Origin of the sequence: Mycobacterium sp. 1482292.6, assembly GCF_001672995.1 — a bacterium.
GTDB classification, from domain to species: Bacteria; Actinomycetota; Actinomycetes; order Mycobacteriales; family Mycobacteriaceae; genus Mycobacterium; species Mycobacterium europaeum_A.
In genome coordinates this window covers 14764-40947 of the sequence record NZ_LZKV01000091.1, presented here as the reverse complement: position 1 = coordinate 40947, position 26184 = coordinate 14764, and the positions used below count along the sequence as shown (strand labels likewise).

24 protein-coding genes are annotated in these 26184 nt (G+C 68.7%); 11 read left to right on the top strand and 13 right to left on the bottom strand.

The genetic code is table 11. From position 1 onward, the window contains the following. Both A5624_RS09000 and A5624_RS08995 read right to left on the bottom strand, forming a co-directional pair. Positions 1–1209: an acetyl-CoA C-acetyltransferase gene (locus tag A5624_RS09000; RefSeq protein WP_232002232.1), complete on the bottom strand. Its 1209-nt coding sequence runs from the start codon at positions 1207–1209 to the stop codon at positions 1–3. Between the two features lie 141 nt (positions 1210–1350). After that, positions 1351–3165, bottom strand: a complete 1815-nt coding sequence (locus A5624_RS08995; RefSeq protein WP_232002228.1) for a glycoside hydrolase family 15 protein — start codon at positions 3163–3165, stop codon at positions 1351–1353. Between the two features lie 81 nt (positions 3166–3246). Here A5624_RS08995 and A5624_RS08990 point away from each other — a divergent pair, with 81 nt between their 5' ends. Beyond that, positions 3247–4203 carry an LLM class F420-dependent oxidoreductase gene (locus A5624_RS08990; RefSeq protein ID WP_066864801.1) on the top strand — a complete coding sequence of 319 codons (957 nt, stop codon included), beginning with the start codon at positions 3247–3249 and terminating at the stop codon, positions 4201–4203. Positions 4204–4214: 11 nt separating this feature from the next. On the opposite strand, the gene A5624_RS08985 is transcribed toward A5624_RS08990, so the two are convergent. The 5 genes from A5624_RS08985 to A5624_RS08965 form a co-directional block, all read right to left on the bottom strand. After that, positions 4215–4880: a nitroreductase family protein gene (locus A5624_RS08985; RefSeq protein ID WP_066864798.1), complete on the bottom strand. Its 666-nt coding sequence runs from the start codon at positions 4878–4880 to the stop codon at positions 4215–4217. 14 nt (positions 4881–4894) lie between these two features. Further along, entirely contained in the window at positions 4895–6412 is a 1518-nt protein-coding gene (locus tag A5624_RS08980; protein WP_066864795.1) for an Hsp70 family protein, read from the bottom strand. Positions 6413–6595: 183 nt separating this feature from the next. After that, positions 6596–6898, bottom strand: coding sequence for a hypothetical protein (locus A5624_RS08975; RefSeq protein WP_066864791.1), 303 nt, complete (start codon positions 6896–6898; stop codon positions 6596–6598). Positions 6899–6998: 100 nt separating this feature from the next. Beyond that, entirely contained in the window at positions 6999–9260 is a 2262-nt protein-coding gene (locus A5624_RS08970) for a carbon starvation CstA family protein (RefSeq protein ID WP_066864788.1), read from the bottom strand. 54 nt (positions 9261–9314) lie between these two features. Continuing rightward, a complete protein-coding gene (locus tag A5624_RS08965; protein ID WP_066864785.1) occupies positions 9315–10844 on the bottom strand; it encodes an ATP-dependent DNA ligase in 1530 nt (509 codons plus the stop codon). Positions 10845–10956: 112 nt separating this feature from the next. Here A5624_RS08965 and A5624_RS08960 point away from each other — a divergent pair, with 112 nt between their 5' ends. Both A5624_RS08960 and A5624_RS08955 read left to right on the top strand, forming a co-directional pair. Continuing rightward, entirely contained in the window at positions 10957–11724 is a 768-nt protein-coding gene (locus tag A5624_RS08960) for an SDR family NAD(P)-dependent oxidoreductase (protein WP_066864782.1), read from the top strand. 132 nt (positions 11725–11856) lie between these two features. Beyond that, positions 11857–14046 (top strand): acyl-CoA dehydrogenase, encoded by a 2190-nt coding sequence (locus A5624_RS08955; RefSeq protein WP_066864779.1) that lies wholly within the window; start codon positions 11857–11859, stop codon positions 14044–14046. Between the two features lie 3 nt (positions 14047–14049). Here the strand turns inward: A5624_RS08955 and A5624_RS08950 are convergent, their stop codons facing one another. Continuing rightward, a complete protein-coding gene (locus tag A5624_RS08950; RefSeq protein WP_066864776.1) occupies positions 14050–14385 on the bottom strand; it encodes a Zn-ribbon domain-containing OB-fold protein in 336 nt (111 codons plus the stop codon). Positions 14386–14441: 56 nt separating this feature from the next. Between A5624_RS08950 and A5624_RS08945 the strand changes: the two genes are divergently transcribed. From A5624_RS08945 to A5624_RS08935, 3 genes are all read left to right on the top strand, one after another. Beyond that, positions 14442–15635 carry a thiolase family protein gene (locus tag A5624_RS08945; protein ID WP_066864773.1) on the top strand — a complete coding sequence of 398 codons (1194 nt, stop codon included), beginning with the start codon at positions 14442–14444 and terminating at the stop codon, positions 15633–15635. A 22-nt stretch (positions 15636–15657) separates the two neighbouring features. After that, positions 15658–17115 carry a FadR/GntR family transcriptional regulator gene (locus tag A5624_RS08940; protein ID WP_066864770.1) on the top strand — a complete coding sequence of 486 codons (1458 nt, stop codon included), beginning with the start codon at positions 15658–15660 and terminating at the stop codon, positions 17113–17115. Between the two features lie 141 nt (positions 17116–17256). Beyond that, complete coding sequence (locus tag A5624_RS08935; protein ID WP_066864767.1) at positions 17257–18249, top strand: sensor histidine kinase; 993 nt, start codon at positions 17257–17259, stop codon at positions 18247–18249. A 67-nt stretch (positions 18250–18316) separates the two neighbouring features. Here the strand turns inward: A5624_RS08935 and A5624_RS28120 are convergent, their stop codons facing one another. Together A5624_RS28120 and A5624_RS08925 are read right to left on the bottom strand one after the other, a co-directional pair. Beyond that, positions 18317–18538, bottom strand: coding sequence for a hypothetical protein (locus tag A5624_RS28120; RefSeq protein WP_066864764.1), 222 nt, complete (start codon positions 18536–18538; stop codon positions 18317–18319). Positions 18539–18895: 357 nt separating this feature from the next. After that, on the bottom strand, positions 18896–19144 hold the full coding sequence (locus A5624_RS08925; RefSeq protein ID WP_156748952.1) for a hypothetical protein: 249 nt from the start codon (positions 19142–19144) through the stop codon (positions 18896–18898). A 248-nt stretch (positions 19145–19392) separates the two neighbouring features. On the opposite strand from A5624_RS08925, the gene A5624_RS08920 reads away from it, so the two are divergent. Next, complete coding sequence (locus A5624_RS08920; RefSeq protein WP_066864758.1) at positions 19393–19899, top strand: homocitrate synthase; 507 nt, start codon at positions 19393–19395, stop codon at positions 19897–19899. Between the two features lie 108 nt (positions 19900–20007). Here the strand turns inward: A5624_RS08920 and A5624_RS08915 are convergent, their stop codons facing one another. Further along, complete coding sequence (locus A5624_RS08915; RefSeq protein ID WP_066864755.1) at positions 20008–21486, bottom strand: cytochrome P450; 1479 nt, start codon at positions 21484–21486, stop codon at positions 20008–20010. A gap of 114 nt (positions 21487–21600) precedes the next feature. On the opposite strand from A5624_RS08915, the gene A5624_RS08910 reads away from it, so the two are divergent. Beyond that, positions 21601–22236, top strand: a complete 636-nt coding sequence (locus A5624_RS08910; protein ID WP_066864752.1) for a TetR/AcrR family transcriptional regulator — start codon at positions 21601–21603, stop codon at positions 22234–22236. Positions 22237–22266: 30 nt separating this feature from the next. Then, on the top strand, positions 22267–23196 hold the full coding sequence (locus A5624_RS08905) for an SDR family oxidoreductase (RefSeq protein ID WP_066864749.1): 930 nt from the start codon (positions 22267–22269) through the stop codon (positions 23194–23196). On the opposite strand, the gene A5624_RS08900 is transcribed toward A5624_RS08905, so the two are convergent. Together A5624_RS08900 and A5624_RS08895 are read right to left on the bottom strand one after the other, a co-directional pair. Continuing rightward, positions 23131–24168: a DNA polymerase IV gene (locus A5624_RS08900; RefSeq protein ID WP_066865206.1), complete on the bottom strand. Its 1038-nt coding sequence runs from the start codon at positions 24166–24168 to the stop codon at positions 23131–23133. The genes A5624_RS08905 and A5624_RS08900 overlap by 66 nt on opposite strands. Further along, complete coding sequence (locus tag A5624_RS08895; RefSeq protein ID WP_066864746.1) at positions 24165–24773, bottom strand: TetR/AcrR family transcriptional regulator; 609 nt, start codon at positions 24771–24773, stop codon at positions 24165–24167. The genes A5624_RS08900 and A5624_RS08895 overlap by 4 nt, the downstream gene beginning before the upstream one ends. 59 nt (positions 24774–24832) lie before the next feature. On the opposite strand from A5624_RS08895, the gene A5624_RS08890 reads away from it, so the two are divergent. Together A5624_RS08890 and A5624_RS08885 are read left to right on the top strand one after the other, a co-directional pair. Continuing rightward, a complete protein-coding gene (locus A5624_RS08890) occupies positions 24833–25420 on the top strand; it encodes an NAD(P)H-dependent oxidoreductase (RefSeq protein ID WP_066864743.1) in 588 nt (195 codons plus the stop codon). A 505-nt stretch (positions 25421–25925) separates the two neighbouring features. Beyond that, positions 25926–26165: a redoxin NrdH gene (locus A5624_RS08885; protein WP_064877378.1), complete on the top strand. Its 240-nt coding sequence runs from the start codon at positions 25926–25928 to the stop codon at positions 26163–26165. Positions 26166–26184: the final 19 nt, after the last annotated feature.

The window sequence follows — 26184 nt, the reverse complement described above, 5'->3', positions numbered from 1 at the left end:
TCACACCCGCTCGATGATCGTCGCCGTGCCCATCCCGCCGCCGGTGCACATGGTGACCAGACCCGTTGTCAGGTCACGACGTTCGAGCTCGTCCAGGACGGTGCCGATCAGCATGGCGCCGGTGGCGCCGATGGGGTGCCCGAGCGCGATCGCCCCGCCGTTGACGTTGACCACCTCGGGGTCGATGTCGAGGTCGCGCATCGTCTTGAGCGGGACGGCGGCGAAGGCCTCGTTGATCTCCCACAGATCGATGTCGGCCACGGTCATGCCCGCCCGCTGAAGACATCGCTGGGCCGCGGGGCCGGGGGCGGTGAGCATGATGATGGGTTCGCTACCGATGGCCGCGGTGGCCCTGATCTGCGCGCGCGGTGTGACACGATGGGTGTGCAGCCAGTTCGACGAGGCCAGCGCAACCGCCGCGGCGCCATCGACGACGCCGGACGAGTTGCCCGCATGGTGCACGTGATCGATGCGGTCGATGTCGGGGTAGCGCTGCAGGCAGATCTCGTCGAACGTGCGCTGCTCGCCGTCGGCGCACGCGGCGCCCAGCGCGGCGAAGGCCGGTTTGAGGCGGGCCAGCGACTCGGTGGTGGTACCGGGGCGGGGATGCTCGTCGCGTTCGACGTGACCGTGCGGAGTCGGCACGTCGACCAGCGACCGCTCGAAGCGGCCCTGCTCGATGGCCGCGCCGGCGCGGCGCTGGCTCTGCGCGGCGTAGGCGTCGACGGTCTCGCGGTCGAATCCCTCCAGGGTGGCGATCAGGTCGGCCGAAATACCCTGCGGGACGGTCGGATACAGCGCACGAAGATCCGGGTTGTTGCCGTCGATGGTCGGGACTCCCGCGGTGACGTCCCAGCGTGACATGGATTCGACGCCGCCGGCGATCATCAGATTCTCGCTGCCGGCGGCGATGGCCGAGGCCGCCACGGTCACCGCCTGCTGACCCGACCCGCAGAATCGGCTCAGCGTCATCCCGGGCACGCTCTGCGGCCAGCCGGCCAGCAGCACCGACAGGCGGGCGATGTCGTCGCCGTGGTCTCCGGACAGGATGCCGTTGCCCGCGATCACGTCGTCGACGTCGGCCGGGTCGAAGCCGACCCGCTCGGCCAGTGCGGTCAGGCACCGCGCGAGCAGGGCCTGCGGGTGCACGCCGTGCAGTCCGCCGTCGGGGCGGCCGCGCCCGCGGGGCGTGCGGACCGCGTCGAGAATCCAGGCGTCGATGAGGGACTCCGATCGTTGTGGTTCGGACGAGACCGGCACAGGTCACCAGCGATCGTAATCCGTCTCTCGGCAGTGGAGAACCGCCTTCTCAAAATTAGCGAAGCTGTTCTCGTTCGGGGCCCCAGGTCGTCACGACTCCAGGTCGAGCGCCGCCCCGATCAACGCGAGGTGGCTGAGGCCCTGCGGCAGGTTGCCCATGAACGAGCGGTCGTCGGCATCGATCATTTCGGGCAACACGCCGACGTCGTTGGTCAGCTCGACGAGTTCGGCCATCAGGTCACGGGCCTCTGACGTGCGACCTACATGGTGCAGCGCCGAGACGGCCCAGAACGAGCATGCGACGAACGCCCCTTCGCGTTCCTCCTCACGCGCGCCACTGAACCGGAAAAGCAAAGGCCCGCAGCCTAACTCGCGACGTAGTGCGTCGATCGTGGCGGACATCCGTTCGCCACGGTCAAACCCGCTGCCGGCGTGCAGCAGAATCGACGCGTCCAGCTGACCGCTGCCCGGAAACCATTCGTAGCTGCCCAGCTCGTCATTCCAGCAGTGGCGCTGCACCCAATCGCTGATCCGCTCGGCCTCGCCGGCCCAGCGGCCGGGGTCGCCGGGAATCTGGCCCTGGTCGGCCAGGTAGACCGCGCACCGCAGCGCCTGCCAACAGCCGAGCTTGGACGTCGTGTAGTGCTCTTGCCGCGGCAATTCCCACATGCCGGCGTCGCGGTGGCGCCAGGCGTCGCACGCCCGATCTGCGAAATCCGCCAGCAGATGGCCGGTTTCGGTATCCAGGACGTGGCCGCTGTCGACGTAGAGCCGCACTGTGTCAAAGAGGTCGGCGAAGATGCTCAGCTGCAGCTGCCCGTCGGCGCGGTTACCGGTCACCACCGGGCCGATTCCGCGCCAGCCGGCCGCCTCGAACCGGCTCACCGGGGGAGGCGGTGAACCGTCGAGGCAGTAGAAGACACCCACATCGGGAATGTGCCGGCGGACGGTTCGCAGCAGCCAAGCCACGGCGGCGTGCGTCTCCTCGCGAATCCCGAAGCGGCGCAAGGCGGACAGCGTGTATGCGGTATCGCGGATCCATGCGAAGCGGTAGTCCCAATTCTTTCCGCCCGACATCCGTTCGGGCAGCGAGGTGGTCGCGGCCGCCGCGATGGCGCCGGTCGGACTGAAGATGAGCAGCTTGAGCAGCAACACACTGCGACGCACCGCCTCGGCCCACGACTCGGGGCATTCGAACTGCCCGGACCAGTTCCCCCAGAACGCGATGGTCTTGTCCAGCCCCTCGTCGATGTCGGACGCCGACGACAGCATCAGCGGTTCGGACTCCGAGGCGACCAGGCCGATCAGCCTCCGCAGGCCGGCCGTCGCGGTGAACGTTCCGGACGCCGTCTGGTCGGTCCACTCGACGTCGAGCTGCTCCGAGACACACACGCCCACGTTGAGCGACCCGGCTCGCAGCACCGCGCCGTGCGGGGTGCGCCGCGCCCACGGCGAGGAATGGTCGAAGCAGGTCCCCGGCGCGACCCGCCAGCGCATCGGCACCGTCCCGTCGAGGCCCTCCACGCGGCGGGCGAGTTCGGTCCACGGCAGCCGGCCACCGAAGCCGATGTTCAGCGCGTCGGTGACCCGGACCCGTCCCGACTCGGTGACGAAGGTCGTTTCCAGCACGTTGGTCTTCGGCAGGTAACGCCGCCGCGTGTGAAACGGGACGGTCGGCGTCAGGTCCAGGCGTCCGCCGTTGGGTTGGTCGAGCAGCGCGGCGAATACCGGGAGCGAATCCAAATCCGGAATCGGAAACCAATCAATGGCGCCGTCTTCGGCCACCAGCGCCACCGTGCGGCCGTCACCGATCGCCGCATAGCTACTCAGCGCCGCGAAACCGGCTGTGCGGTAGAAAGATTCGGTCGGCGCCGAGGTCTCGGTATCAAGTTCTGGCGCCGGCACGTAGGAACGGGTTCCCCCACACGCCGCAGGTAAACGGCGCGGTGGGTGCATAACCGGGCGCGCAGCGGGTAGCCGGGCGCCATGACCAAGATCGGATACTTTCTCACCTGCGAGCAATTCGGCCCGAAGGAGCTCATCGACCAGGCCAAGCGGGCCGAGGACGCGGGATTCGACGCGCTGTGGATCTCCGACCACTATCACCCCTGGAATGACGAGCAGGGTCAGAGCCCGTTCGTGTGGGGAGTGATCGGTGCGTTGTCGGAGGCGACGTCGTTACCGGTCAGCACCGCCGTCACCTGCCCGACCATTCGGATCCACCCGGCGATCATCGCGCAGGCCGCGGCCACCGCGGCCGTGCAGCTAGACGGGCGCTTCGTGCTGGGGGTCGGCAGCGGCGAGGCGCTCAACGAGCACATCCTGGGCGATCCCTGGCCGTCGGCCGGTGTGCGGCTCGAGATGCTCGAGGAGGCGATCGACGTCATTCGCAAGCTGCACAAGGGCGGCGAGGTCAGCCACCACGGCAAGCACTACGAGGTGCAGGAGGCCCAGGTCTACACCCGGCCCGAGCAGCCGGTGCCGATCTACGTCTCGGCATTCGGCCCGCAGGCCGTGGAGCTGGCCGCCCGCATCGGCGACGGCTACAGCATCGCCATGCCCGACGGCGACCTGGTCAAGCAGTTCCGCGAGGCCGGGGGCGGCAACAAGCCGGTGCAGGGCGGAACGAAGGTGTGCTGGGACGCCGACGCCGACGCCGCGCTGAAAACCGCGCACCGGTTGTGGGCCAACGAGGGGTTGCCCGGCCAGACGTCCCAAATCCTGCCCCGGCCCAAGGATTTCGCCGCGCTGCAGTCGCTGGTGCCTACGGAGACCGTCGGCGAGAGCGTGGCCTGTGGCCCGGACCCCGACAAGCACGTCGCGCAGGTGCGCGAGTACATCGACGCCGACGTCGACGAGATCTACGTGCAGCAGATCGGTCCCGACATGGACGGGTTCTTCGCGGCGTGGCAGCGTGACGTGCTGCCCCAGGTGCGCGGGTAGGGCTCAGCCGGTCACCCGCACCATGCCGGGCCGTCGAATCGATCACGAGTGATGAACTCCGCGACCGGCCGCCGGCGCAGCTTGGTCAACTGCCGCACCGGTTTTCCCAGCGGCACGACCGCGGCCACCGCATGCTGGTCGGGGATGCCCAGCAGGCGACGGACGTGATCTTCGGCCGCGATGGCCATCGTCGTGATGGTGCCGCCGTAACCCTCGCCGCGCGCGGCGAGCAAGATGTTCCAGATCAGCGGGTAAACCGACGCGCCCCCGGCGATGCCGACGCGGTCCAGGTCCTGATCGACGGCCGCGACGACGGCCAAGTCCACCGAAATCACGAGGACGACAGGCGCTTTGGCGATCGGTGCCACGAACGTGTCGGGGACCTCGGTTGCGTCAACGACGTCTTGCGGCACGCCGCTGGGATGCACCGAGTTCCAAGGGTTTTCGCCCGCCTGCAGCTGGGCGAAGTAACGGCGGGCGGCGGGCTTGCCGAGCTCGGCCAGCCGCCGGCGGATCGCCTCGTCGCGCACCACGGTGACGTGGGCGCCCTGCCGGTTGCCACCGCTGGGAGCGAACCGGGCGTGCTCGAAGATGCGGCTCAGCACCTCGTCGGGCAGCGGGTCGTCGGTGAATTCCCGTGCCGCGAAGGTCGTTCGCATCACGTCGTACAGCTGCATGGCGGGATGGCTCATCAACTCGCGGACGCGCGCCGCTCCAGGCGGAAGGTGCGTTCGAACCCCGCCGGGTGCGTCGTCAGCGTCACCTCCACGGCACCGCTGGGGGCGATGACGTAGCGTTCCTCCACGTCGGGTCCGTCGGTCCAGCGGCCGACCGGCTGACGCCGCAGGTCGTCTCGGTCGTGCAGGGCCGGGTCGAATGGAAACAGCACCGGGTCATATGGCGTGACATCGCCGTCCGGCCGCCCGTTGACCAGCCGGCTGCACTCCACGAAGCGGAAGTGCCCGATGTTGTGCGCCGCTCGGTATCTGCGCTTCACCACCAGCGGGGAACGCCCGTCGGCCGGCAGCGAAACGTCCTTGCACACGATGGGGTCGAAGACGACCCCGGCGCCCGCCTCGGCCTCCCGGAACACCCCGAAATTCCTCGAAAAACGTTCGGACAGTGCGAAACCGGACTCCTTGTCGAGGAAGACGGCAAGGCCGATGGCCGTGGCGGCGAAGGGATGCGGCGAGCGTTTCACCCGCTTCTCGCCGAAGGTGCTGCGCAGCATGCGCGACACCAGCGGGAAACCGCCCGCCCCGCCGACGACGTAGATGCCCGCCACCTCCGACCAGTCCACGTCCGTGCGTCCGCGCGCCGGATCGTGCAGGACGCGGCGCAGCAGCACCATCGTCTGGTCGACCAGCGGTGCGCACACGCCGTAGACGTCGTCGATGGGGCAGGAGAAGGGAGGCCGATCGAGCGGGGACAGGTCCACCAGGAAGCGGCGCGTCTGCGGCCCGACGGCCTCCTTGCGGGTGGCGCACTCCTCGGCCAACAGGTCGCGCTGTGCCGGGTCGAGGCCGGGCAGGCCGGCGCCGGCCAGCACGAGCTCGACGATCGCGTCGTCGAAGTCGTCACCGCCGAGGCGCTGGATGCCCTCGCTGACCACCACCTCGTTGGCGTGTCCGGTCATCTTCAGCAGCGACGCGTCGAACGTGCCGCCCCCGAGGTCGTAGATGAGCACGTATTCGCGTTTGGCGGTGATGGTAGAGCGGTACCGGTGGGCGTATTCCAGGCTGGCGGCCGACGGTTCGTTGAGCAGCGCGACGACCCGGAAACCGGCGGCCACGTAGGCGTCCAGGGTGAGCAGGCGCTGGGCGCTCGAGGCGTTGGCCGGCACGCTGATCGCGGCCTCGATGGCTTCGCCCGGGGACGGGGTGACGTTCGAGGTGCGCTGCAGAGCGGTTTTCAGCTGAGACAGGAAGCCGGTGAGCAGGTCGGCCAGCCGATAGGCGCGCCCGGCCAGGCTGACTTCGGTCTGCGGTCCGGCATCGTTGAGCAGGCGCTTGAACGAGCGCAGCACCGACCATGCCGGGTCGTGGCGAACGGCGGCCGCGTCCGGGCCGAAGCGCAACTGCCCGGCGGCGTTGGCGGCGATCAGCGACGGCCACGCATCGTCGCCCTCAAAGGAGACGACGGGATAGTTGCCGCGATCGACGGCCGCGACGACGGTGTGGGTGGTGCCGAAGTCGATACCGACTCTCATCGCGCAAGTTTAGGACCGCGGCGCGGGCTTGGGCACAACCTTTTTGCCCGGCGTGCCGTCCGCGTTGGAGTCAGTCCTCGAAATGGCGCTCGTAGTCGTTGCGCTCGAGCCACCACTGCAGGTTGTAGGTCCCCATCGCCAGCAGCACCATCAACCCGGCGCAGACGACGCTGATGGTTGCGTTCACAGCCGGTCCATCGCGCGTGCCATGCGGGCGTCCTCGATGTAGCCGTAGTACCGCGGGGGGTGGGGATGGCGCGGTGTGTTCGCGTTCGCGGCCATCCGCCGCAGCGCGGCGCCGATGCGGCGGGCGAGGGGGGCACGACGCGCCCCCTGGACAACGGCGGCGCCGAAGAGCACCTGCTGGGTGGTGATCAGTACCTCGGCGGGGGCCACCTCGACCGAGGGCGCCGCCGAGGACGGTGGTGCGGTGGGCTCGTTGGCAGTGCGGGGTGAGGTCCGCAGTCCCGTTGGCGTGACCAGCATTTCGTTCACCTTCTTCGCGTGCGGCCGCGTTGACCAGGTAGTTCGGCCGCTGATGCGGTTAACGTACGGTCGGTGCCCGCCGGTACGCACGCGTAGTCGACTACCTATCTGTGCGCGACTCGCTCCCGCGCTTCGGCAGCTCGTCCCATTGCCGCTGTAATTCGCGCTCGGCGGCGGTGGGGATCAGACCCGAGGGGGCGAAGAACTTCGAGGGCACCGGGTCGTCCTCGGTCAGCGGCCGGCCGGGCCCGCGGATCGCCCCGAGAGCGACCACGGCCCCGGCGATCACGACGATGACGACGGCCACCGCGAACAGGATGGACAGCGTGCCCTGGATGAGGGTGTTGCGGATGACGTCGTCGAGCTGGTGCGCGTTCTTGGCCGAACCGAACACCGTCTTGCCCGCCTGCCTGGCCGCCAGGTACGTCGAGTGCTGCGTCCAGTAGCCGACGGCCGGGTCGGGAGAGAAGATCTTCTGCCACGACGCCGTCAGCGTGACCGCGAGATCCCACAGCAACGGGATACCGGGGATCCACCCCCACTTCAGCAGGCCCTTCTTGATGACGATGACCGTGATCACGGTCAGCGCGATCGCGGCGAGCAACTGGTTGGCGATGCCGAACAGCGGAAACAGCGTGTTGATGCCGCCCAGCGGATCGGTCACCCCCATCAGCAGGATGCCGCCCCAGGCCGCGGCCACCGCCAGGCTGCACAGCCACACGCCCGGGCGCCAGCTCGGGTTGCGCAGCTTGGTGAGGGGTCCGCCGAGGTTTCCGAGGGTGTCGGAGAGCATGAAGCGGGCGACGCGGGTGCCGGCGTCGACGGCGGTGAGGATGAACAGCGCCTCGAACATGATCGCGAAGTGGTACCAGAACGCCTTGAGGCCGGCACCGCCGAACACCCGGTAGAGCACCTCGGACATGCCGACCGCCAGCGTCGGCGCCCCGCCGGTGCGCGACACGATCGACTTCTCGCCCACCCCGGCGGCGGCCGCGGCGAGCTGGTCCGCGGTCGCCGGGGCGCCGCGCAACCCGAGGCCGTTGACGTAGTGCGCGGCGGTGGCCGCGGTGCCGCCGGTCTGCGCGGCCGGCGCATTGAGCGCGAAGTACACGTGCTGGTCCAGGACCGCCGCGCTGATCAGCGCCATGACCGCGACGAACGATTCGGTCAGCATGCCGCCGTAGCCGATCAGCCGCATTTGGCTTTCCTTCTCCAGCAGCTTGGGCGTGGTCCCCGACGAGATCAGAGCGTGAAATCCGGACAGCGCCCCGCAGGCGATGGTGATGAACAGGAACGGGAACAGCGCGCCGGGGAACACCGGCCCGTCGCCGCGGGACGCGAACTGCGACACCGCGGGCGCCTGCATGACCGGTCGGGCGATGCAGATGCCGACCGCGAGCAACGCGATGGCGCCGACCTTCATGAACGTCGACAGGTAGTCGCGCGGGGCGAGCAGCAACCACACCGGCAGCACCGACGCGACGAACCCGTAGCCGATGATCAGCCAGGACACCGTGACCGCCGACAGGTTCAACCACGATGCACCCCAAGGGGTTTCGCCGATCCAGGCACCGCCGGCCACGGCCAGCAGCAGCAGCGCCACACCGATGAGCGAAACCTCGGCGACCCGGCCGGGGCGCAGGAACCGCAGGTAGCAGCCCATGAACACAGCGATGGGAACGGTCATGGCGATGGAGAACACGCCCCAGGGGCTCTGGGCCAGCCCCCGCACCACCACCAGCGCCAGCACCGCGATGATGATCACCATGATGACGAACGCGCCGAGCAGCGCGGCCACCCCGCCGGTGGCGCCGAGTTCGTCGCGGGCCATCTGTCCCAGCGAGCGCCCGCGCCGCCGGGTGGAGATCCACAACACCAGGTAGTCCTGCACCGCGCCGGCGAACACCGCGCCGATGACGATCCAGATGCTGCACGGCAGGTAGCCCATCTGGGTGGCCAGCACCGGGCCGACGAGCGGTCCGGCCCCCGCGATGGCCGCGAAGTGGTGGCCGAACAACACCCGGCGATCGGTCGGCACGTAATCGGTGCCGTCGTCGAGAACCTCGGCCGGCGTGGCGTGGTCGTCGCGCGGGCGGACGATCTTCATCTCGATCAGGCGGGCGTAGAACCGGAACCCGATGAGGTAGGTGCAGATCGCCGCGACCACGAACCACACCGCGTTGACCGTCTCGCCTCGCGTGAAGGCGATGATCGCCCAGGCGACGGCGCCGAGCACCGCGATGATCGCGAACACGATCTTGTGCCGCGCGGTGATGGGGGAGCGGTCGACGATGGCGACGGGCGGCAGGTCTGCGCCGGTGTGGATATAGCTGACGTCGTTGTCGTGCCCTGTGATCGCCACGGACGGAAACCCTACGCGCGCAAAATGAACTGTGCCTGCCGGAAAGCGGCTCGTTCAGTACAGCGCGCGCACGGCGTCGATGGTGTCGGCCTCGGCGGGGCTTTTGTCGTCGCGATAGCGCACCACGCGGGCGAACCGCAGCGCCAGGCCGCCGGGGTAGCGCGACGACTTCTGCACGCCGTCCAGGGCGATCTCGACGACCTGCTCGGGCCGGACCTCGACGACGTAACCGTCCGTACCGTCGATGGCCAGTTCGCTGAACCGGGCGGTCTGCCATTCCAGCATGGCGTCGGTCATGCCCTTGAAAGTCTTTCCCACCATGATGAATTCGCCGCTGCCCGGATCGCGGGCGCCCAGGTGGATGTTGGAGAGTTTGCCGCGGCGGCGCCCCGAGCCCCACTCCACCGCGAGCACCACCAGATCCAGCGTGTGCACCGGCTTGACCTTCAGCCAGCCGGCGCCGCGGCGCCCCGCCTGATACGGCGCGTCGGGCGCCTTGGCCATCACGCCCTCGTGCCCGGCGGCCAGCGTCGCGTCCAGGAAGGCGCCCGCCGCCGCGGGGTCGGCGGTGAGCAGCCGGTCGACCCGCTGCGCCGGTGGCACCAACGCGTCCAGGGCGGCCAGCCGGTCGGCGGTCGGGGCGTCGAGCAGGTCGACGCCGTCGCGATGCAGGACGTCGAAGAAGAACACCGAAAGTCGTTGTGCGGCAAGTGCTGCGGCGATGTCGACGGAGCGGCCGAAGCGTGAGGCGGTGACCTGGAAGCGCTGCGGTGAGTTGTCGGGCCGCAGCGCGATCGCCTCGGCGTCGGCGATCAGGCGATCGACCGGCAGTGCCAGCGTGGCGTCCACCACCTCGGGCAGCCGGGCGGTGACGTCGTCCAGGCTCCTGGTGTAGACGGTGACCTCGTCACCGGCGCGGTGGATCTGTACCCGCGCCCCGTCCAGCTTGGCTTCGAAAATGGTTGGGCCGCCGTGGCGTTCGATCGCGTCGGCAACGCTCGTCGCGGTCTGCGCCAGCATCGGGCCGACCGGACGGCCGACCCGCAGGGTGAACTGGTCCAGCGCCGCGGGTGCACCGGACAAGGCGGCCGCCGCCACCGCAGGCAGGTCGCCGCCCAGCATCGCGGCGCGCTGCACCGCGGCGGCCGGCAGGCCCGCGGCCTTGGCGACCGCGTCGGCCATGATCCCGGCCAGCGCGCCCTGGCGCAGCTCGCCGCCGAGCAGCCGCAGCAGGAAGGCCTGCTCGGTGTCGGTGGCGGCGGCGAACAACGCGTTCAGCAGGGCGGCGCGCCGGGCCTGCGCGCCCTTGCCGGACACGGCGCCGATGTGGGAGAAGGTGGCGTCGACCCCGCCGACGGTCAGCGAGGCGTGCGGGGCCGCGGGCGGGCGCGAGCGCAGCGCCGCCCAGCCCACGCCGATCTGGCGTTGCCGCAACTCGCCGGACAGCCACGACACGATGACGGCGACCAGCGCGCCATCCGGCGCGGCGCGGCGCAGCAGGTCGGCGATGTGGGCGACTTTGGTCAGCCGCGACGACGTGCTCGAGACGTCGGATGACGTCGCGGCCACGTCGAGAAGGAGCACGGTTGCCAGCTTGGCACGGCTCGGTGACAGGCCTGGAGTGCGGACACGCTAGCGTGCCTACGTAACGTTACAGATTGCACAGGATCTGACAACCCAAGAAGGAGACGTCCGGATGGAGATCAACGGGAAGAAGGTCGTCGTCATCGGCGGCGCATCGGGAATGGGGCGTGCCAGCGCCGAGCTGCTGCATGAACGCGGCGCGGATGTCGCCATCCTCGATCGCGAGGGCTCCGACGGCAAGACGGTCGCCGAGGGCGTCGGCGGTACCTTCTATCCCGTCGACGTCACCGACTTCACCGGCACCGAGGAGACGCTGCAGGCCGCGGTCGACAAGCTCGGCGGATTGCACGTCGTGATCACCACCGCGGGCGGCGGCATCGCCAAGCGGACGCTGACCAAGTCCGGTCCGCACGACCTCGAATCCTTCCAGTCCGTGATCGACCTCAACCTGATCGCCACGTTCAACATCAGCCGGCTGGCCGCCGCGCACATGGCCAAGAACGAGCCCGAGGACCCCGACACCGGTGAGCGCGGCGTCATCATCAACACCGCCTCCATCGCGGCCTACGAGGGCCAGATCGGCCAGGTCGCCTACACCGCCGCCAAGGCGGGCATCGCCGGCATGTGCCTGACCATGGCCCGCGACCTGGGCTCGGTGGGCATCCGGGTGCTGGCCATCGCCCCGAGCCTGTTCGCGACCGGTCTGACGCAGGGCATTCCGGACGAGTTCGCCACGCAGCTCACCAAGGACGCGGCGTTCCCCAAGCGCCTCGGCCGTCCCGAGGAGTACGCGAAGCTGGCCGCCGCCATCGTGGACAACCCGATGCTCAACGGACAGTGTCTGCGCCTGGACGCCGGGCAGCGGTTCGCACCCAAGTAACCCCCCGTCGGGGCCCTCCCCGCATTAAGTACACTCTTTAGGCAGCCGCCCCGCTTCCCCTCGAAGCGGGGCAGGCCACCCAGCTTCTGGGGCGATCACACCCGGCCGGCATGCTGCGCGAGGAGGGCCCTGATGGGTATCGCAATAACCGACGACCATCGTGAACTGGCCGAGGTGGCCCGCGGGTTCTTGACCTCGCAGAAGGCGCGGTGGGCGGCCCGATCGCTGCTCGACGCCTCGGACGAGCCGCGGCCCGGGTTCTGGGCGAACCTGGTCGAGCTGGGGTGGCTCGGCCTGCACGTCGAGGAAGAGTACGGCGGCTCCGGGTACGGGCTGCCCGAACTGGTCGTGGTGATCGAAGAGCTCGGCCGCGCGGTGGCGCCGGGACCGTTCGTGCCCACCGTCATCGCGTCCGCGGTGATCGCCAAAGACGGTACCGCCGAACAGAAGTCGCGGCTGTTGTCCGGCCTGATCGACGGGACGGTCACCGCGGGCATCGGGCTGGACAGCCAGGTGCGAATCAACGACGGCTCGAACGGTCGGACAGCCGACGGTGAGGCCGGAATCGTGTTGGGCGCCGGGCTGGCCGACCTGTTGCTGATCGCCGCGGGCGACGACGTGCTGGTGCTCGAGCGCGGCCGCGACGGTGTCTCGGTCGAGGTGCCGGAGAACTTCGATCCGACGCGGCGATCCGGACGCGTCCGCCTGCGCGACGTGCGCGTCGGCGACGACGACATCTTGACGGGGGCAAGGCAATCGGCGCTGGCCCGCGCCCGCACCCTGCTGGCCGCCGAGGCCGTGGGTGGGGCATCGGACTGCGTCGACGCCGCTGTCGACTACGCCAAGGTGCGCCAGCAATTCGGCCGCACCATCGCCACCTTCCAAGCGGTCAAGCATCACTGCGCCAACATGCTGGTCGGTGCGGAATCCGGGATCGCCGCCGTCTGGGACGCCGCCCGGGCGGCATCCGAGGACTTATCCGAGGACGAAGCGCAGTTCCGCCTGATCGCCGCGGTGGCCGCGACGCTGGCCTTTCCCGCCTACGTCCGCAACGCCGAACTCAACATCCAGGTGCACGGCGGCATCGGCTTCACCTGGGAACACGATGCGCATCTGCATCTGCGCCGGGCGGTGGTGAGCGCGGCGCTGTTCGGCGGTGACGCCCCCGCCGCCGACGTGTTCGAGCGCACCGCCGCCGGCGCTGTCCGGGAGAACAGCCTCGACCTGCCGCCCGAAGCCGAGGAATTGCGCGCCGGCATCCGCGCCGACGCCGCCGAGATCGCCGGGCTGAGCAAGGAGGCCCAGCGCGACAAGCTGATCGAGACCGGCTACGTAATGCCGCACTGGCCCAAGCCGTGGGGACGTGCGGCCGACGCGGTCGCGCAGCTGGTGATCGAGGAGGAGTTCCGCGCGGCCGGCATCAAGCGTCCCGACTACGGGATCACCGGTTGGGTGATCCTGACCCTGATCCAGCACGGAACGCCATGGCAGATCGAAAGATTCGTGGAGAAGGCGCTGCGCAAGGACGAGATCTGGTGCCAGCTGTTCTCCGAACCCGACGCCGGCTCGGACGCCGCGTCCATCAAGACGCGGGCCACCCGGGTGGACGGCGGCTGGAAGATCAACGGCCAGAAGGTGTGGACCAGCGGGGCGCACTACTGTGCGCGCGGCCTGGCCACGGTGCGCACCGACCCCGACGCCCCGAAGCACGCCGGCATCACCACGGTGATCGTGGACATGAAGGCGCCCGAGGTCGAGGTGCGGCCGCTGCGCCAGATCACCGGCGGTTCGGACTTCAACGAGGTCTTCTTCAACGACCTGTTCGTCCCCGACGAAGACGTCGTCGGGACGCCCAACTCCGGATGGACCGTCGCGCGGGCGACGCTGGGCAACGAGCGAGTCAGCATCGGCGGCAGCGGATCGTTCTATGAGGGGCTGGCCGACCAACTGGTGCAGCTGACCGAGCAGCGCCCGGATCGGTTGGCGGGCGGGCGGGTTCGGGTCGGCTCGTACCTCGCCGAGGAAACCGCGTTGCGGCTGCTGAACCTGCGGCGCGCCGCGCGCAGCGTGGAAGGCGCGGGCCCCGGACCGGAAGGCAACGTCACCAAGCTGAAGCTGGCCGAGCACATGGTGGAAGGCGCCGCGATCATGGCGGCGCTGCTGGGTCCCGAGGTCGCCCTGACCGACGGTCCCGGCGCCCTGGCCGGCCGGCTGATGATGGGAGCCCGCGGCATGGCGATCGCGGGCGGCACGTCGGAGGTGACGCGCAATCAGATCGCCGAGCGGATCCTCGGCATGCCCCGCGACCCGCTGATCAACTAGGGGTCACGCCGGCGCGAACTGCGCCGCGCCACCGCTGCCACGCTTTGGCCGCAGGTCGACGGGCATGCCGCAGATCACCGAATCCGGTTCGCAGTCAACGATATTGGCGGCGACCCGCAGACCGCTCTGTTCGGCGAGCTCGACGATGGCGATGACGTAGGGGGTGGGGATCTCCGGGTTGTAGGGGTGATGGTTGACCGTGTAGGTGAACACGGTGCCCCGCCCGGAAACCGGCCGCGCCTGCAGCGAACCCCCGCACTCGCGGCATACGCCGCTGCCTGGATGCACCCAGCGCGCGCAGTCGTCGCAGTACTCGATGAGCAGCGGCCCGTCTGACACGACGAATACAGTACACTCTATTGATTCGATGCGGTGTGGTCTGACGGGCGGTGTGCATGACGCATTTCGAGAAAGACGCGATCCTGTCCGGCATCGGGATCTCCCGGATCGGCCGCCGCACCGGTATCCCCGGCCTGGACTTGACCATGGAGGCGGTGCGCGCCGCCATCGAGGACGCCGGACTTGCGGCGACCGACATCGACGGCATCGCGACCCTCGGCGACACGCCCGCCGCGGACGTCAACGCCCAGCTGCACATCGACGCCGCGGACTGCGGGGCGGGCTTCGGCACCGGCGGGCTGCTCTCGCCGGTGATGTCGGCCTGCCGCGCGGTCGCCGAACGCCGGGCCCGCCACGTCGTCGTGTACCGGACGATACAAATGCTCGGCGGCACGGTGCCGGTCAAGCAGGAGGGGAACGCCGCGGCCCCGCCGCTGGCGCGGATGTTCGAAACCCCCGAGGGCGAGCCGAAGCCGGCCGTCGGTGCGATGGACGACGTCAACGATCTGGTTGCCGCGCATGCCTATTCGGCCGCCAACTGGCTGGCGCTCAACTGCCGCCGTCACATGGAACTGTACGGGACCACCAAAGAACAGCTGGGCTGGATCGCGCTCAACGGCAGGCGCAACGCCGCGTTGAATTCCCGTGCGGTGTACCGGGATCCGATGACGATGGCCGACTACCTGGGCGCGCGATTGGTGTCCACCCCACTCGGGCTGCTGGACTGTGACGTCCCGATCGACGGCTCGATCGCGGTGGTGGTGTCGCACGCGGAGTACGCCGCCGACTGTCCGCACCGCGCGGTGAAGGTGGAGGCGATCGGCGGGTCCGACGGCGCCGGTGGCTGGTTTCACCGCGCCGACTACCCCAAGATGGCGATGTCGGATGCCGCGGCCCAGATGTGGTCGCGCACGACGTTGACACCCGCCGACCTCCAGGTCGCCCAGCTCTACGACGGATTCACCTACCTCACCCTGGCCTGGCTGGAAGCGCTCGGCATCTGCGGTGACGGCGAGGGTGGCCCGTTCGTCGAGGGTGGGGAGCGGATCGCCCGGGACGGGCAGCTGCCGCTGAACACCTACGGCGGCCAACTGTCGGCCGGCCGCATGCACGGCTACTGGGCGCTGCACGAAGGGTGTCTGCAGTTGCGCGGCGACGCGGGGGAGCGGCAGGTCGCCCGCCGCCCCGAGGTGGGCGTGGTCTCCGTCGGCGGTGGGCCCGTCGCCGGGTGCATGCTGCTGACCTGTTGAGCGCGAGCGTGATCGAGCCCGGATGACTGAGGAGCCCGCGACCGGCCAGGCGAACAAACTCGCTTCGCTGGTGGCCCGCGACATCGAGGCCGACATCGTCCGCCGCGGCTGGGCGGTCGGCGAATCGCTGGGATCCGAACATGCCCTGCAGCAGCGCTTCGGGGTGAGCCGGTCGGTGCTGCGCGAGGCCGTGCGGCTGGTCGAACACCATCAGGTCGCGCGGATGCGCCGCGGACCCAATGGCGGCCTGTACATCTGCGAGCCCGACGCGGGACCGGCCACCCGCGCGGTCGTCATCTATCTCGAATACCTCGGCACGACGCTGGGCGACTTGCTCAATGCGCGTCTCGTGCTCGAGCCGTTGGCGGCCTCGCTCGCCGCCGAGCGCATCGACGAGGCCGGGATCGCGCGGCTGCGTGCGGTGCTGCACGCCGAGCAGCAGTGGCGGCCCGGCTTACCGGCGCCGCGCGACGAGTTCCACATCGCGCTGGCCGAGCAATCCAAAAACCCGGTGCTGCAACTGTTTATCGACGTCCTGATGCGGCTCACCACCCGCTACGCCCTGGCGTCGCGAACGGATTCGGCAACCGAGGCCAGCGAGGCGGTCGACCATCTGCACGCCCACCACTCCGCGATCGTCGCCGCCGTCACCGCCGGCGATTCGGCGCGCGCCAAGACGCTGTCGGAGCGACACGTCGAGGCCGTGACCGGCTGGCTGCAGCGGCATCACGCCGGCGACGGCGGCCCGGGGCGTGCGACGCGCCGGCGACTCGATTCTGAGGCGCCCCGGGGCAAACTGGCCGAGTTGCTCGCGACCACCATCGGTGACGACATCGCCGCCAGCGGTTGGCAGGTGGGTTCGGTCTTCGGCACCGAGACGGCTCTGCTGGAGCGCTACCGGGTGAGCCGCGCGGTGCTGCGCGAAGCGGTACGGCTGCTCGAATACCACTCGATAGCCCACATGCGCCGCGGCCCCGGCGGCGGGCTCGTCGTCGCCGAACCCGCGGCACAGGCCAGCATCGACACGATCGCGCTGTACCTGCAATACCGCGATCCGAGCCGCGAAGACCTGCGCTGCGTCCGCGACGCCATCGAGATCGACAACGTCACCAAGGTCGTCAAGCGGCTCGGGGAATCCGACGTCGCGGCGTTTCTGGCCACCCACCGGCACGGGTTGCCGGACAACTCCCGACAGACGGCCGACGAGGTGCGCCGGGCGATCGCGGAGGAGTTCGACTTCCACGTCGGCCTCGCGCAACTCGCCGGCAACGCAATGCTGGATCTGTTCCTGCGGATCATCGTCGAGTTGTTCCGGCGGCACTGGTCGAGCACCGGACAGGCGCTGCCGACCTGGTCCGACGTGCTCGCCGTGCACCACGCCCACCTGCGGATCGTCGAGGCGGTCGAGGCCGCCGACGACAGCGTCGCCTGCTATCGCCTCCGCCGTCATCTCGACGCCGCCGCCTCCTGGTGGCTGTAGCCGCCGCGGCGGCGGCCGTCGAAACGGCCCCGCCATATGAGGTGAACCTAAATGTGATCCGTTGCGCGGTATAGCGAAGGCCCGACTTGGGTACTGACACGGGGGAAAGGCGTCAGCCGATCCAGCAGGGGGTTGGCGTAAGTGATCGAAAGCGAGAGCGCTGAAGTGACGGCGGGTAACGAAACCAGACAATACGGTTTCGTCCACACCGCAGGGATTTACCACTCTCAGCAGGAGTTTGTGGACTTGGTGGGCCGCTTCGTCGGCGACGGTTTGGCGTTGGACGAGGCGGTGTTGCTTGCCGTGCCGCCCGAGCCGCTCAAGGTGCTGCGCGATGCGTTGTACGGCGGCGACCAGCTGCCCGCAGGCGTGCGCATGGTCGACGTCACCGAGGTGGCACGCAATCCGAGCCGGTTCATGGCGACGGAGGGCGCGTTCATCGACGAGCACCCGGAGCAGCGCGTGCGGATCGTCAGCCAGCTCGCGTGGCCCGGCCGCAGCGATGAGGAGTTCGTCGCCTGTATCGAGCACGAGGCTCTGGTCAACGAGGCCATGGACGGCTACCCGGCGACCAGCCTGTGCCTGTACGACGCCAGCCAGCTCGACGATGAGGTGCTGGCGGACGCGCGCGCGACCCATCCGCTGCTGTGGGAATCCGGTGCGCTGCAGCACAGCCCGGCGTATGCTCCCGGCGACGTCCTGGAACGCTGCAACCGGCCGCTGGCCGCCGGTCCCGGGGCCGTCACGTACATGGTCCGCAAATCGGCGGACCTTCGGCCCGCCCGGTCCTTTGCCGTCGACTACGCGGGCTGGATGGGGCTGTCCCAGGAAAGCATCGAAGATCTGCAACTGGTCGCCACCGAGTTGGCCACCAACAGCCTGATGTACACCGGGGGCGCCTGTCGGTTGGCCTTCTGGAAAGACGACGGCCATCTGGTCTGCGAGGCGCGCGACTCCGGACGACTCGACGACCCGCTGGTGGGCCGCCTGGACCCGGGCCCCTGCGGTCCCGCGAGTCGCGGTCTGTACCTCGTCAACGCCATATCGGATCTGGTGCGCACCCACACCACCCGCACCGGTACGACGATCCAGGCGTATCTGCGGTTCGAGCCCGCCGCAGGGCCGGCCGGCTAGCCGTAAGGGTCCCAGGCAAAAAGCGACCCGCCGAGACGTCAGTCCCAGCGGGTCGCTCGTTTTTCGGTCAGAGGCCGCCGAGCGCCCCGGTGATACCGCCCACCACGCCGCCGATGGTGCCGCCGATCGTGCCGCCGACCGTCCCGCCGGTGGTGCCGCCCAGCGTGCCGCCGGTGGTGGCACCGGTCGTCCCCGTCACCAAACATCCGGTCGGTGCGAACAACACCACGACAAATCCCGCGGCGGCCGCGGCAACTTTGAGGGCCTTCTTTGTCCCCGTTGAATTCATCGAAACATCCTTTCGTCTGGAGGGCATAGCCCCGCAGGTGAACCGCCCGACTGATCGGATGTTATAACGGCTATTCAACACGCGTAAAGAGGCAATCAGCAATCAATTTGTCATGCGGGGCGTGTGCCAGCGCGCGGCAAACACCAACTAAGACAACATGATTGACCGGAGCGGCCGACGGGCGCGAAAGGACGCGGTGACGTACGCCGCGCGACGAATTACCGGCTGAATTGCAGCATCGATAGAGCATTCATCAATGCGCGGAATTGCAATTGCTACCCGGTCGAACGCGGGTCAGTGCGGAAATAGCGCCCCGCCGAGAACGGCGGTCCCCGGCGGGACGCTAGCTCAATCGGATTAAAGGCCGAGGCTGCCTAGAATGCCACCAATGGTGCCGACGCCGCCGCCGGCGCCGCCGATGAGGCCCGAGCCCCCGGCGCCCCCGGTAACCGTTGTCGCGCACCCCGGTACTGCTAACACCACGGCCACCCCGAGGGCCGCGACGGCAGCTTTGAGGGTTTTCTTGGTGCTCTTCGCCTTCATGATCGTGCCTTCCATGTGAGGGGTAGTTGAACAGCCGTCTAATTGACTGTCGATCGCCGTCATACCCCCTGTTAAACATGGGTAAACCAAACTTTTAGGATTAGTTTCTATATTTTTTTGTACGGTGCGTTTGTGGTCGGGCGGGAGTTGCAGCTGCGGCGCCCGGAGGTCTAATGTCAACGCTCGTGCGTCTTTTCGAGCGTTTCGTAGTAGCTAGCACCCGCAGCGGGGTCTGATCCTGACCGACCCCCCGCTGTGGGTCGGAAGCTACTGCCGTCGGTCGCTCCAGCAGGCCAGCGAAGACCGGCACGATGACTTTTCCCGAGCGCAATCAGCTCCACTCTTTCCACCCCGCCAGCGCGTGGTTCGGCGAACGCTTCGGCGTCGCGTTGCCCCGCGGCCTGCGCGAACAGGCCGACACCATGCCCTGGGAGGGCTTCGTCGCGACCTACGGACGCAACACCGGCCCACTGCGGCTCGGCCACTGGGAATGCGCCGACGCAGATCGCGTCGCGACCCGGCTGGGCCCGCAGGCCCGCGACTTCCGGGCGGTGATCGCGATGGGCGATCGCATCAGCACGCTCACCGCCGCCGCCGGTGGGCCGATCGCGGCGCTGACCGCGATGCTGCATGAGTGCGGGACGACGGTCGAGATCGTCCGATTTCATCAGATGCGGTCGGCGACCGGCATCGCCACGTTCATCCGCGGTGGCGACGGCGCGCGCACCGAATGGGCGATGGGCTGGTCGGACGATGCGACGCAGTCCGCGCTGCGTGCGGTGATCGCTTGCGCCAACCGGCTTTTCGCTCTCGAGTGAGGCGGCCGCTCTCGGCGATCACGGGGTGAGTTTCATGTGCGCTAGCGCCGGTGATAGCGCACATGAAACTCCGTCCCTACCCCGACGGCGGCCACCGCCGGGGATGCTCTACAGCGGGCGCAGCACAATCGGCATGCCGTCCATCGGAATCGGCATGCCGCCGTAATCCCAGTGCGGCTGGTAGCCGGGCCGGGCCAGCTCCATGCGGTAGCGGCGCAGCAGCCGGTGTACGACGGTCTTGACCTCCAGCTGACCGAACACCATGCCGATGCACTTGTGCGCGCCGCCGCCGAACGGCGCGAACGCATACCGGTGCCTCTTGTGCTCCGAGCGCGGTTCGGCGAACCTCTCCGGGTCGAATTTGTCTGGCTCCGTCCACAATTCGGACAGCCGGTGGTTCATGCCGGGCCAGATGGTGATGTTCGTTCCGGCCGGGATGTAGTGTCCCAGCAACTCGGTGTCGCGCACCGCCATCCGCATGTTGAACGGCAGCGGAGTCACCATGCGCAGCGACTCGTTCATGATGAGTTCGAGCGTTTCCAGCTTCTCCAGCGACTCGATGTCCAGCGGCCCGTCGCCGAGGCGGGCCGACTCCTCGCGCGCCCGCTCCTGCCACTGCGGATTGGCGGCCATGTTGTAGACCATCGTGGTGGTCGTCGAGGTGGACGTGTCGTGGGCGGCCATCATCAAGAAGATCATGTGGTTGACGATGTCGGAGTCGGTGAAGCTGTTGCCGTCGTCGTCCTCGGTGTGGCACAGCACCGTGAGCATGTCGTTGCCGGTGGCGTTGCGGCGATCTCGGACCCGCTCGACGAAGTAGTCCTCCAGCAACTTGCGGGCCTTCAGGCCCCGCCACCATTTGAACGGCGGGATCGGCTGGCGGATGATGGCGCCGCCGGCGCGCGTCGTCGTGGTGAACGCCTGGTTGACCTTGGTGACCAGGTCGTGGTCGGACCCCGGCTCGTGACCCATGAACACCAGCGACGCGATGTCGAGGGTGAGCTCCTTCATCGCCGGGTGGAACAGGAACCGCGCGTCATTGGTCGGCCAGTTGGCGACGATGTCGGTCGCCACCCGATCGATGTGCTCGACATATCCGGTCAGCCGGCTGCGGGTGAAGGCCTCCTGCATGATCCGGCGGTGGTACATGTGCTCATCGAAGTCGAGCATCATCAGGCCGCGGTTGAAGAACGGCCCGATCACCGGGTGCCAGCCCTTCTGCGAGAAGTCCTTGTTCCTGTTGGAGAAGACGGCCTGGGTGGCGTCGGGTCCCAGCGCGGTGACCGCCGGCATGATCGGCGAGTCCAGATAGATCAGCGGGCCGTGGTTTCGATAGAGGTGCAACGCATAGTCCGGGCCGCCGCGGAACAGCTCGATGATGTGGCCGAGGATCGGCAGCCCGGCGTCGCCCAGCACGGGTTTGAGGTCGCTGCCCGCCGGCGGTTCCGCCAGGATCTTGGTCTGCCACTCGTGGGCCAGCAGACGCTTCTCGATCGCCCCCATCCCCGGGATGGTCTGCAGTGTCGGGGTGAACCGGCGCCGCGCCTGATCCAACAGGTACTGCGGGGTGCTGATGGTGGCGGTCATAAACGCTCCTTTGCGTGCCCTCCCGGTGACGGCCGTCACTGATTCATAACCTTCGCTGAAAAACTTGACGGCTGTCAAGTTTGCTTTTCGGGCGGCGTGGTGCAAGGTCAGGGAGTGACCAGCGACCCTGCCACTCCCGAGCCGGGCGCCCGACGGCGTGGCGACAAGCAACGCCAGGCGATCGTGGCTGCGGTGCGTGAATTGCTGCAGGAAAAGCCTTTTGCGGAGCTGTCGGTCAGCACCATCAGCCTGCGGGCCGGGGTGGCCCGGTCCGGCTTCTATTTCTATTTCGACTCCAAATACGCGGTGCTGGCGCAACTGATGGCCGAGGCCACCGAGGAACTCGAAGAGCTCACGCAGTACTTCGCGCCACGCCAGCCGGGGGAGTCGCCCGAGGAGTTCGCCAAGCGGATGGTCGGCAGCGCGGCCGTGGTGTACGCGCACAACGACCCGCTGATGACCGCCTGCAACGAGGCCCGCCACACCGACGTCGAGATCCGCGACCTGCTGGACCAGCAGTTCGAGGTGGTGTTGGGCCAGATCGTCGCGATTGTGGAGGCCGAGATGAAGGCCGGAACCGCCAATCCGATCAGCGACGACCTGCCGACCCTGATCCGCACCCTGGCCGGCACCACCGCGCTGATGTTGACCGGCGACCCGGTGCTGGCCGGAGCCGACAGCGATCGGGACCGGCGGGTGCGCGTGCTCGAGCGGCTGTGGTTGCACGCGCTGTGGGCGGGCCGTCCCTAGCGCGGTGGTACCGCCGGTATCGTCACCGCCATGGCGCAGAGGGGATCCGGGCGGTCTTTCGCGGGGAAGCGGTGCCTGGTCACCGGTGCGGCCAGCGGCATCGGGCGTGCCACGGCGTTACGGCTGGCCGCGCAGGGCGCCGAACTTTATCTGACCGACCGGGATCGCGACGGCCTGGAGCAGACGGTCGCCGACGCGCGCGCACTGGGCGCTCAGGTCCCCAAGCATCGGGCCCTGGACATCGCCGACTACCAGCAGGTGGCGGCGTTCGCCGCCGACATCCACGCCGCACATCCCAGCATGGACGTCGTGCTGAACATCGCCGGCGTCTCGGCGTGGGGCACGGTCGACCGGCTCACCCACGAGCAGTGGAGCAAGATGATCGCCATCAACCTGATGGGCCCGATCCACGTCATCGAGACGTTCGTCCCGCCGATGGTGGCGGCCAAGCGCGGCGGGCATCTGGTCAACGTGTCCTCGGCGGCCGGGCTGGTGGCCCTGCCCTGGCATGCCGCCTACAGCGCCAGCAAGTACGGGCTGCGCGGCCTGTCGGAGGTGCTGCGCTTCGACCTGGCCCGCCACCGGATAGGCGTGTCGGTGGTGGTGCCCGGCGCGGTGAACACCCCGCTGGTGAACACCGTGGAGATCGCGGGCGTGGACCGCGAAGACCCCAACGTCGCGCGGTGGGTGCGCCGATTCACCGGCCATGCCGTGTCGCCGGAGAAGGCCGCCGACAAGATCCTGGCCGGGGTGGCCAAGAACCGATACCTGATCTACACCTCGGCCGACATCCGCGCGTTCTACGCCTTCAAAAGGCTTGCGTGGTGGCCCTATAGCGTGGCGATGCGCCAGGTGAACGTGATCTTCACCAAGGCGCTGCGGCCCGGCCCGCCGCTAGTCCCCCATGACCAGCTCGAGGCGCACCCCCAGCAAGCGGACCGGCCGGTCGAGCTCGAATAGGTCGAGCACCCGCAGGGCCGCGGCCACGATGACGTCGCGGTCGGTGCTGGGCGCGTCGAGCTTGCGAATCTTGGTGCGCGTGTAGAAGGTCGCGGTCCGTACGGTGACCGCCACCCGGGTCACGACCCGGCCCGCCGCCAGCACGTCCGTCAGCGCCTGTTCGGCCAAATCCGTTACGGCCGTGTCCATTTCGGAGCGATCGGTGAGATCGCGCGGGAAGGTGACGACGTGGCTGCGCGAGCGCGGCACCCACGGCTCGGCGCTGACGTGGCTGTCGCCACCGCCCTTGGCCAACAGCAGCAGCCACAGCCCGGTGCGCGGGCCGAACGTCGCCGTCAGCAGCTCGGCGTCGCAGTGGGCCAGTTGCCGGACCGTCGTGATGTCAAGTTCGGCAAGCTTTTTCGCCGTCTTGGGGCCCACGCCCCATAGCGCGTCGACGGGGCGCTCGGCCATCACCGGCAGCCAGTTCGCATCGGTCAGCACAAAAATGCCGCCCGGTTTCGCGAATCCGGTGGCGACCTTGGCGCGCTGCTTGTTGTCGCTGATGCCGACCGAGCAGGACAGCCCGGTTTCCGAGGAGATGACGCTGCGGATCTGCTCGGCGACCTCGGCGGGGTCCTGTGCCGTCACCGCGACATAGGCCTCGTCCCAGCCCCACACTTCGACCGGATGGCCCAGATCGCGCAGCACCCCCATCACCTGATCGGAGGCCGCGTCGTAGGCGGCCGGATCCGAGGGTAGGAAGGTGGCCTCGGGGCAGCGGCGGGCGGCCGCGCGCAGCGGCATGCCCGCCCGCACACCGAACTCCCGGGCCTCGTACGAGGCGCAGGTGACGACCTTGCGCGGTTCGTTCGGGTCGCCGCTGCCGCCGACGATGACCGGCAGCCCGGCCAATTCGGGGTGGCGGCGCAACTCGACCGAGGCCAGGAACTGATCGAGGTCGACGTGCAGGACCCAATCCGTGGCGTTCACCGCCCGCACAGCTTGCGTGCCAGGCTCTCCCACGCGTCGCCCAACGTCGCCAGCGTGTGACCGCCCTCGGCCAGTTGATGTTCGACGTAATCGACGTCCAGCAGCGCGAGCAATGCGTCGGTCTGGGCATCGAGGTCGCCGGTGGAATCGGCCGCCTTGAGCAGCATCCGCACGTGCGTGCGTAACACCATCGCCGGTGCGTTGTGCCGGTTCTGCGGGTCGCGATTGGCGGCGGACAGCAGTTCGCAGTGGTCGTGAGCGAAACGGATCCGCTCGCGGCCGAACGCGACCAGCCGGTCCGCCGGGGGCGCGCCGGGGCCCAGGGGCGGCGGACCGAACAGGAACGCCTGCTGAACGGCCTGTTCGTCCTCGTCGAGCAGCACCATCATCAGACCGGCCCGGCTGCCGAAGCGGCGGAACAGCGTGCCCTTGCCCACCCCGGCGGCCGCGGCGATGTCGTCGGTGGTGACGGCGTCGGCGCCGCGCTCGGCGACCAGGTTTCGGGCAGCCTTGAGGAGCAGGGCGCGGTTGCGCGCCGCGTCGCCCCGTTCCTGGTGCACCACCTGGGGCGCGCACACGTGCAACTCACCGGACCGCTCGCTCACCCCTGAACTTTAACGCCGCCGGAATAAAGTGGACTACAGTCCGGTTAGGCCGTGCGAGGATGTACGCAACGATCGAAGGGAACCTGGGAACAGTGGCAATCAAAATCTTGGCGTTAGTGGGAAGCCTGCGGGCCGCGTCGATCAACCGCCAGATCGCCGAACTGGCGCGGGAGGTCGCCGCCGACGACGTGACCGTCACGATCTTCGAAGGCCTCGCGGAACTGCCCTTCTATAACGAAGAGATCGACGACGCGATGAACACCGGCGCGCCGCCGCTGGCCCCGGTGACCGCGCTGCGCGCCGCGGCCGCCGATGCCGACGCCGCCCTGGTGGTGACTCCCGAGTACAACGGCAGCTACCCGGCCGTCGTCAAGAACGCGATCGACTGGCTGTCGCGCCCGTTCGGCGACGGCGCGCTGAAAGGCAAGCCCCTGGCGGTCATCGGGGGATCCTTCGGCCAGTACGGCGGGGTGTGGGCGCACGACGACACCCGCAAGTCCTTCGGCATCGCCGGCGCACGGGTGGTCGAGGCGATCAAACTGTCGGTGCCGTTCAAGACCTTGGCGGGCAAGGCGCCCGGCGAGCACCCCGAGGTGACGGCGAACGTGCGCGACGTGGTCGGCAAGCTGGCCGCCGAAGTCGACTGATTGGCAGAAGTCAACAAGCCGCTCGCCGGGCGACCAGCGCGGTTGCCCTAACCGAATAGCAGAAGCCGCCAGGTCCGCCTGGCGGCTTTGCTGGCTGCGGATGGGTTCGTCGCCGCCGGCGGTGTTGTCGGTGGCCGCTGCTATACCAATCCCTATCGGAACCCCCGCCCCGGCGTGTGATCTGCGACACGCCGAGCGGGTGTCCGGATTTTTCCGCGACAAGGCTCACGACCAGGGAATTTCAAAATTGTTATTCAGAACATCTTGTATCTCGACAACTTGTCACCCACTAGGTGTAGTGTTTCGAGCACCGGCAGATCCCCGGGCCGCCGAGCCAGCCAGGCTCGGCGAACCCCCCGAAATCGGCACCCACAGGTCGTTCGAACTCGCCCGCCGTACGACGGGAATCAGGGGGCCTGGCGGATCGCTGAACCTAGCAAAGACGCAGTCCAAAAGTAGTTGCCAGTCCATTGGGTCCCCCTCTTCCGCAAAGGAGCGGCATTCTATGAGCATCACCGTGTACACCAAGCCGGCATGCGTGCAGTGCAGCGCCACCTACAAGGCGCTCGACAAGCAGGGCATCGCCTACGAGAAGGTCGACATCTCGCTGGACGCCGAGGCGCGTGACTACGTGATGGCCCTGGGATACCTGCAGGCTCCCGTCGTGGTGGCCGGCAACGACCACTGGTCGGGTTTCCGGCCGGACCGCATCAAGGCGCTATCGGCGGCGGAACTGAGCGCGTAAGGCAAGACGTCAGGTAAGG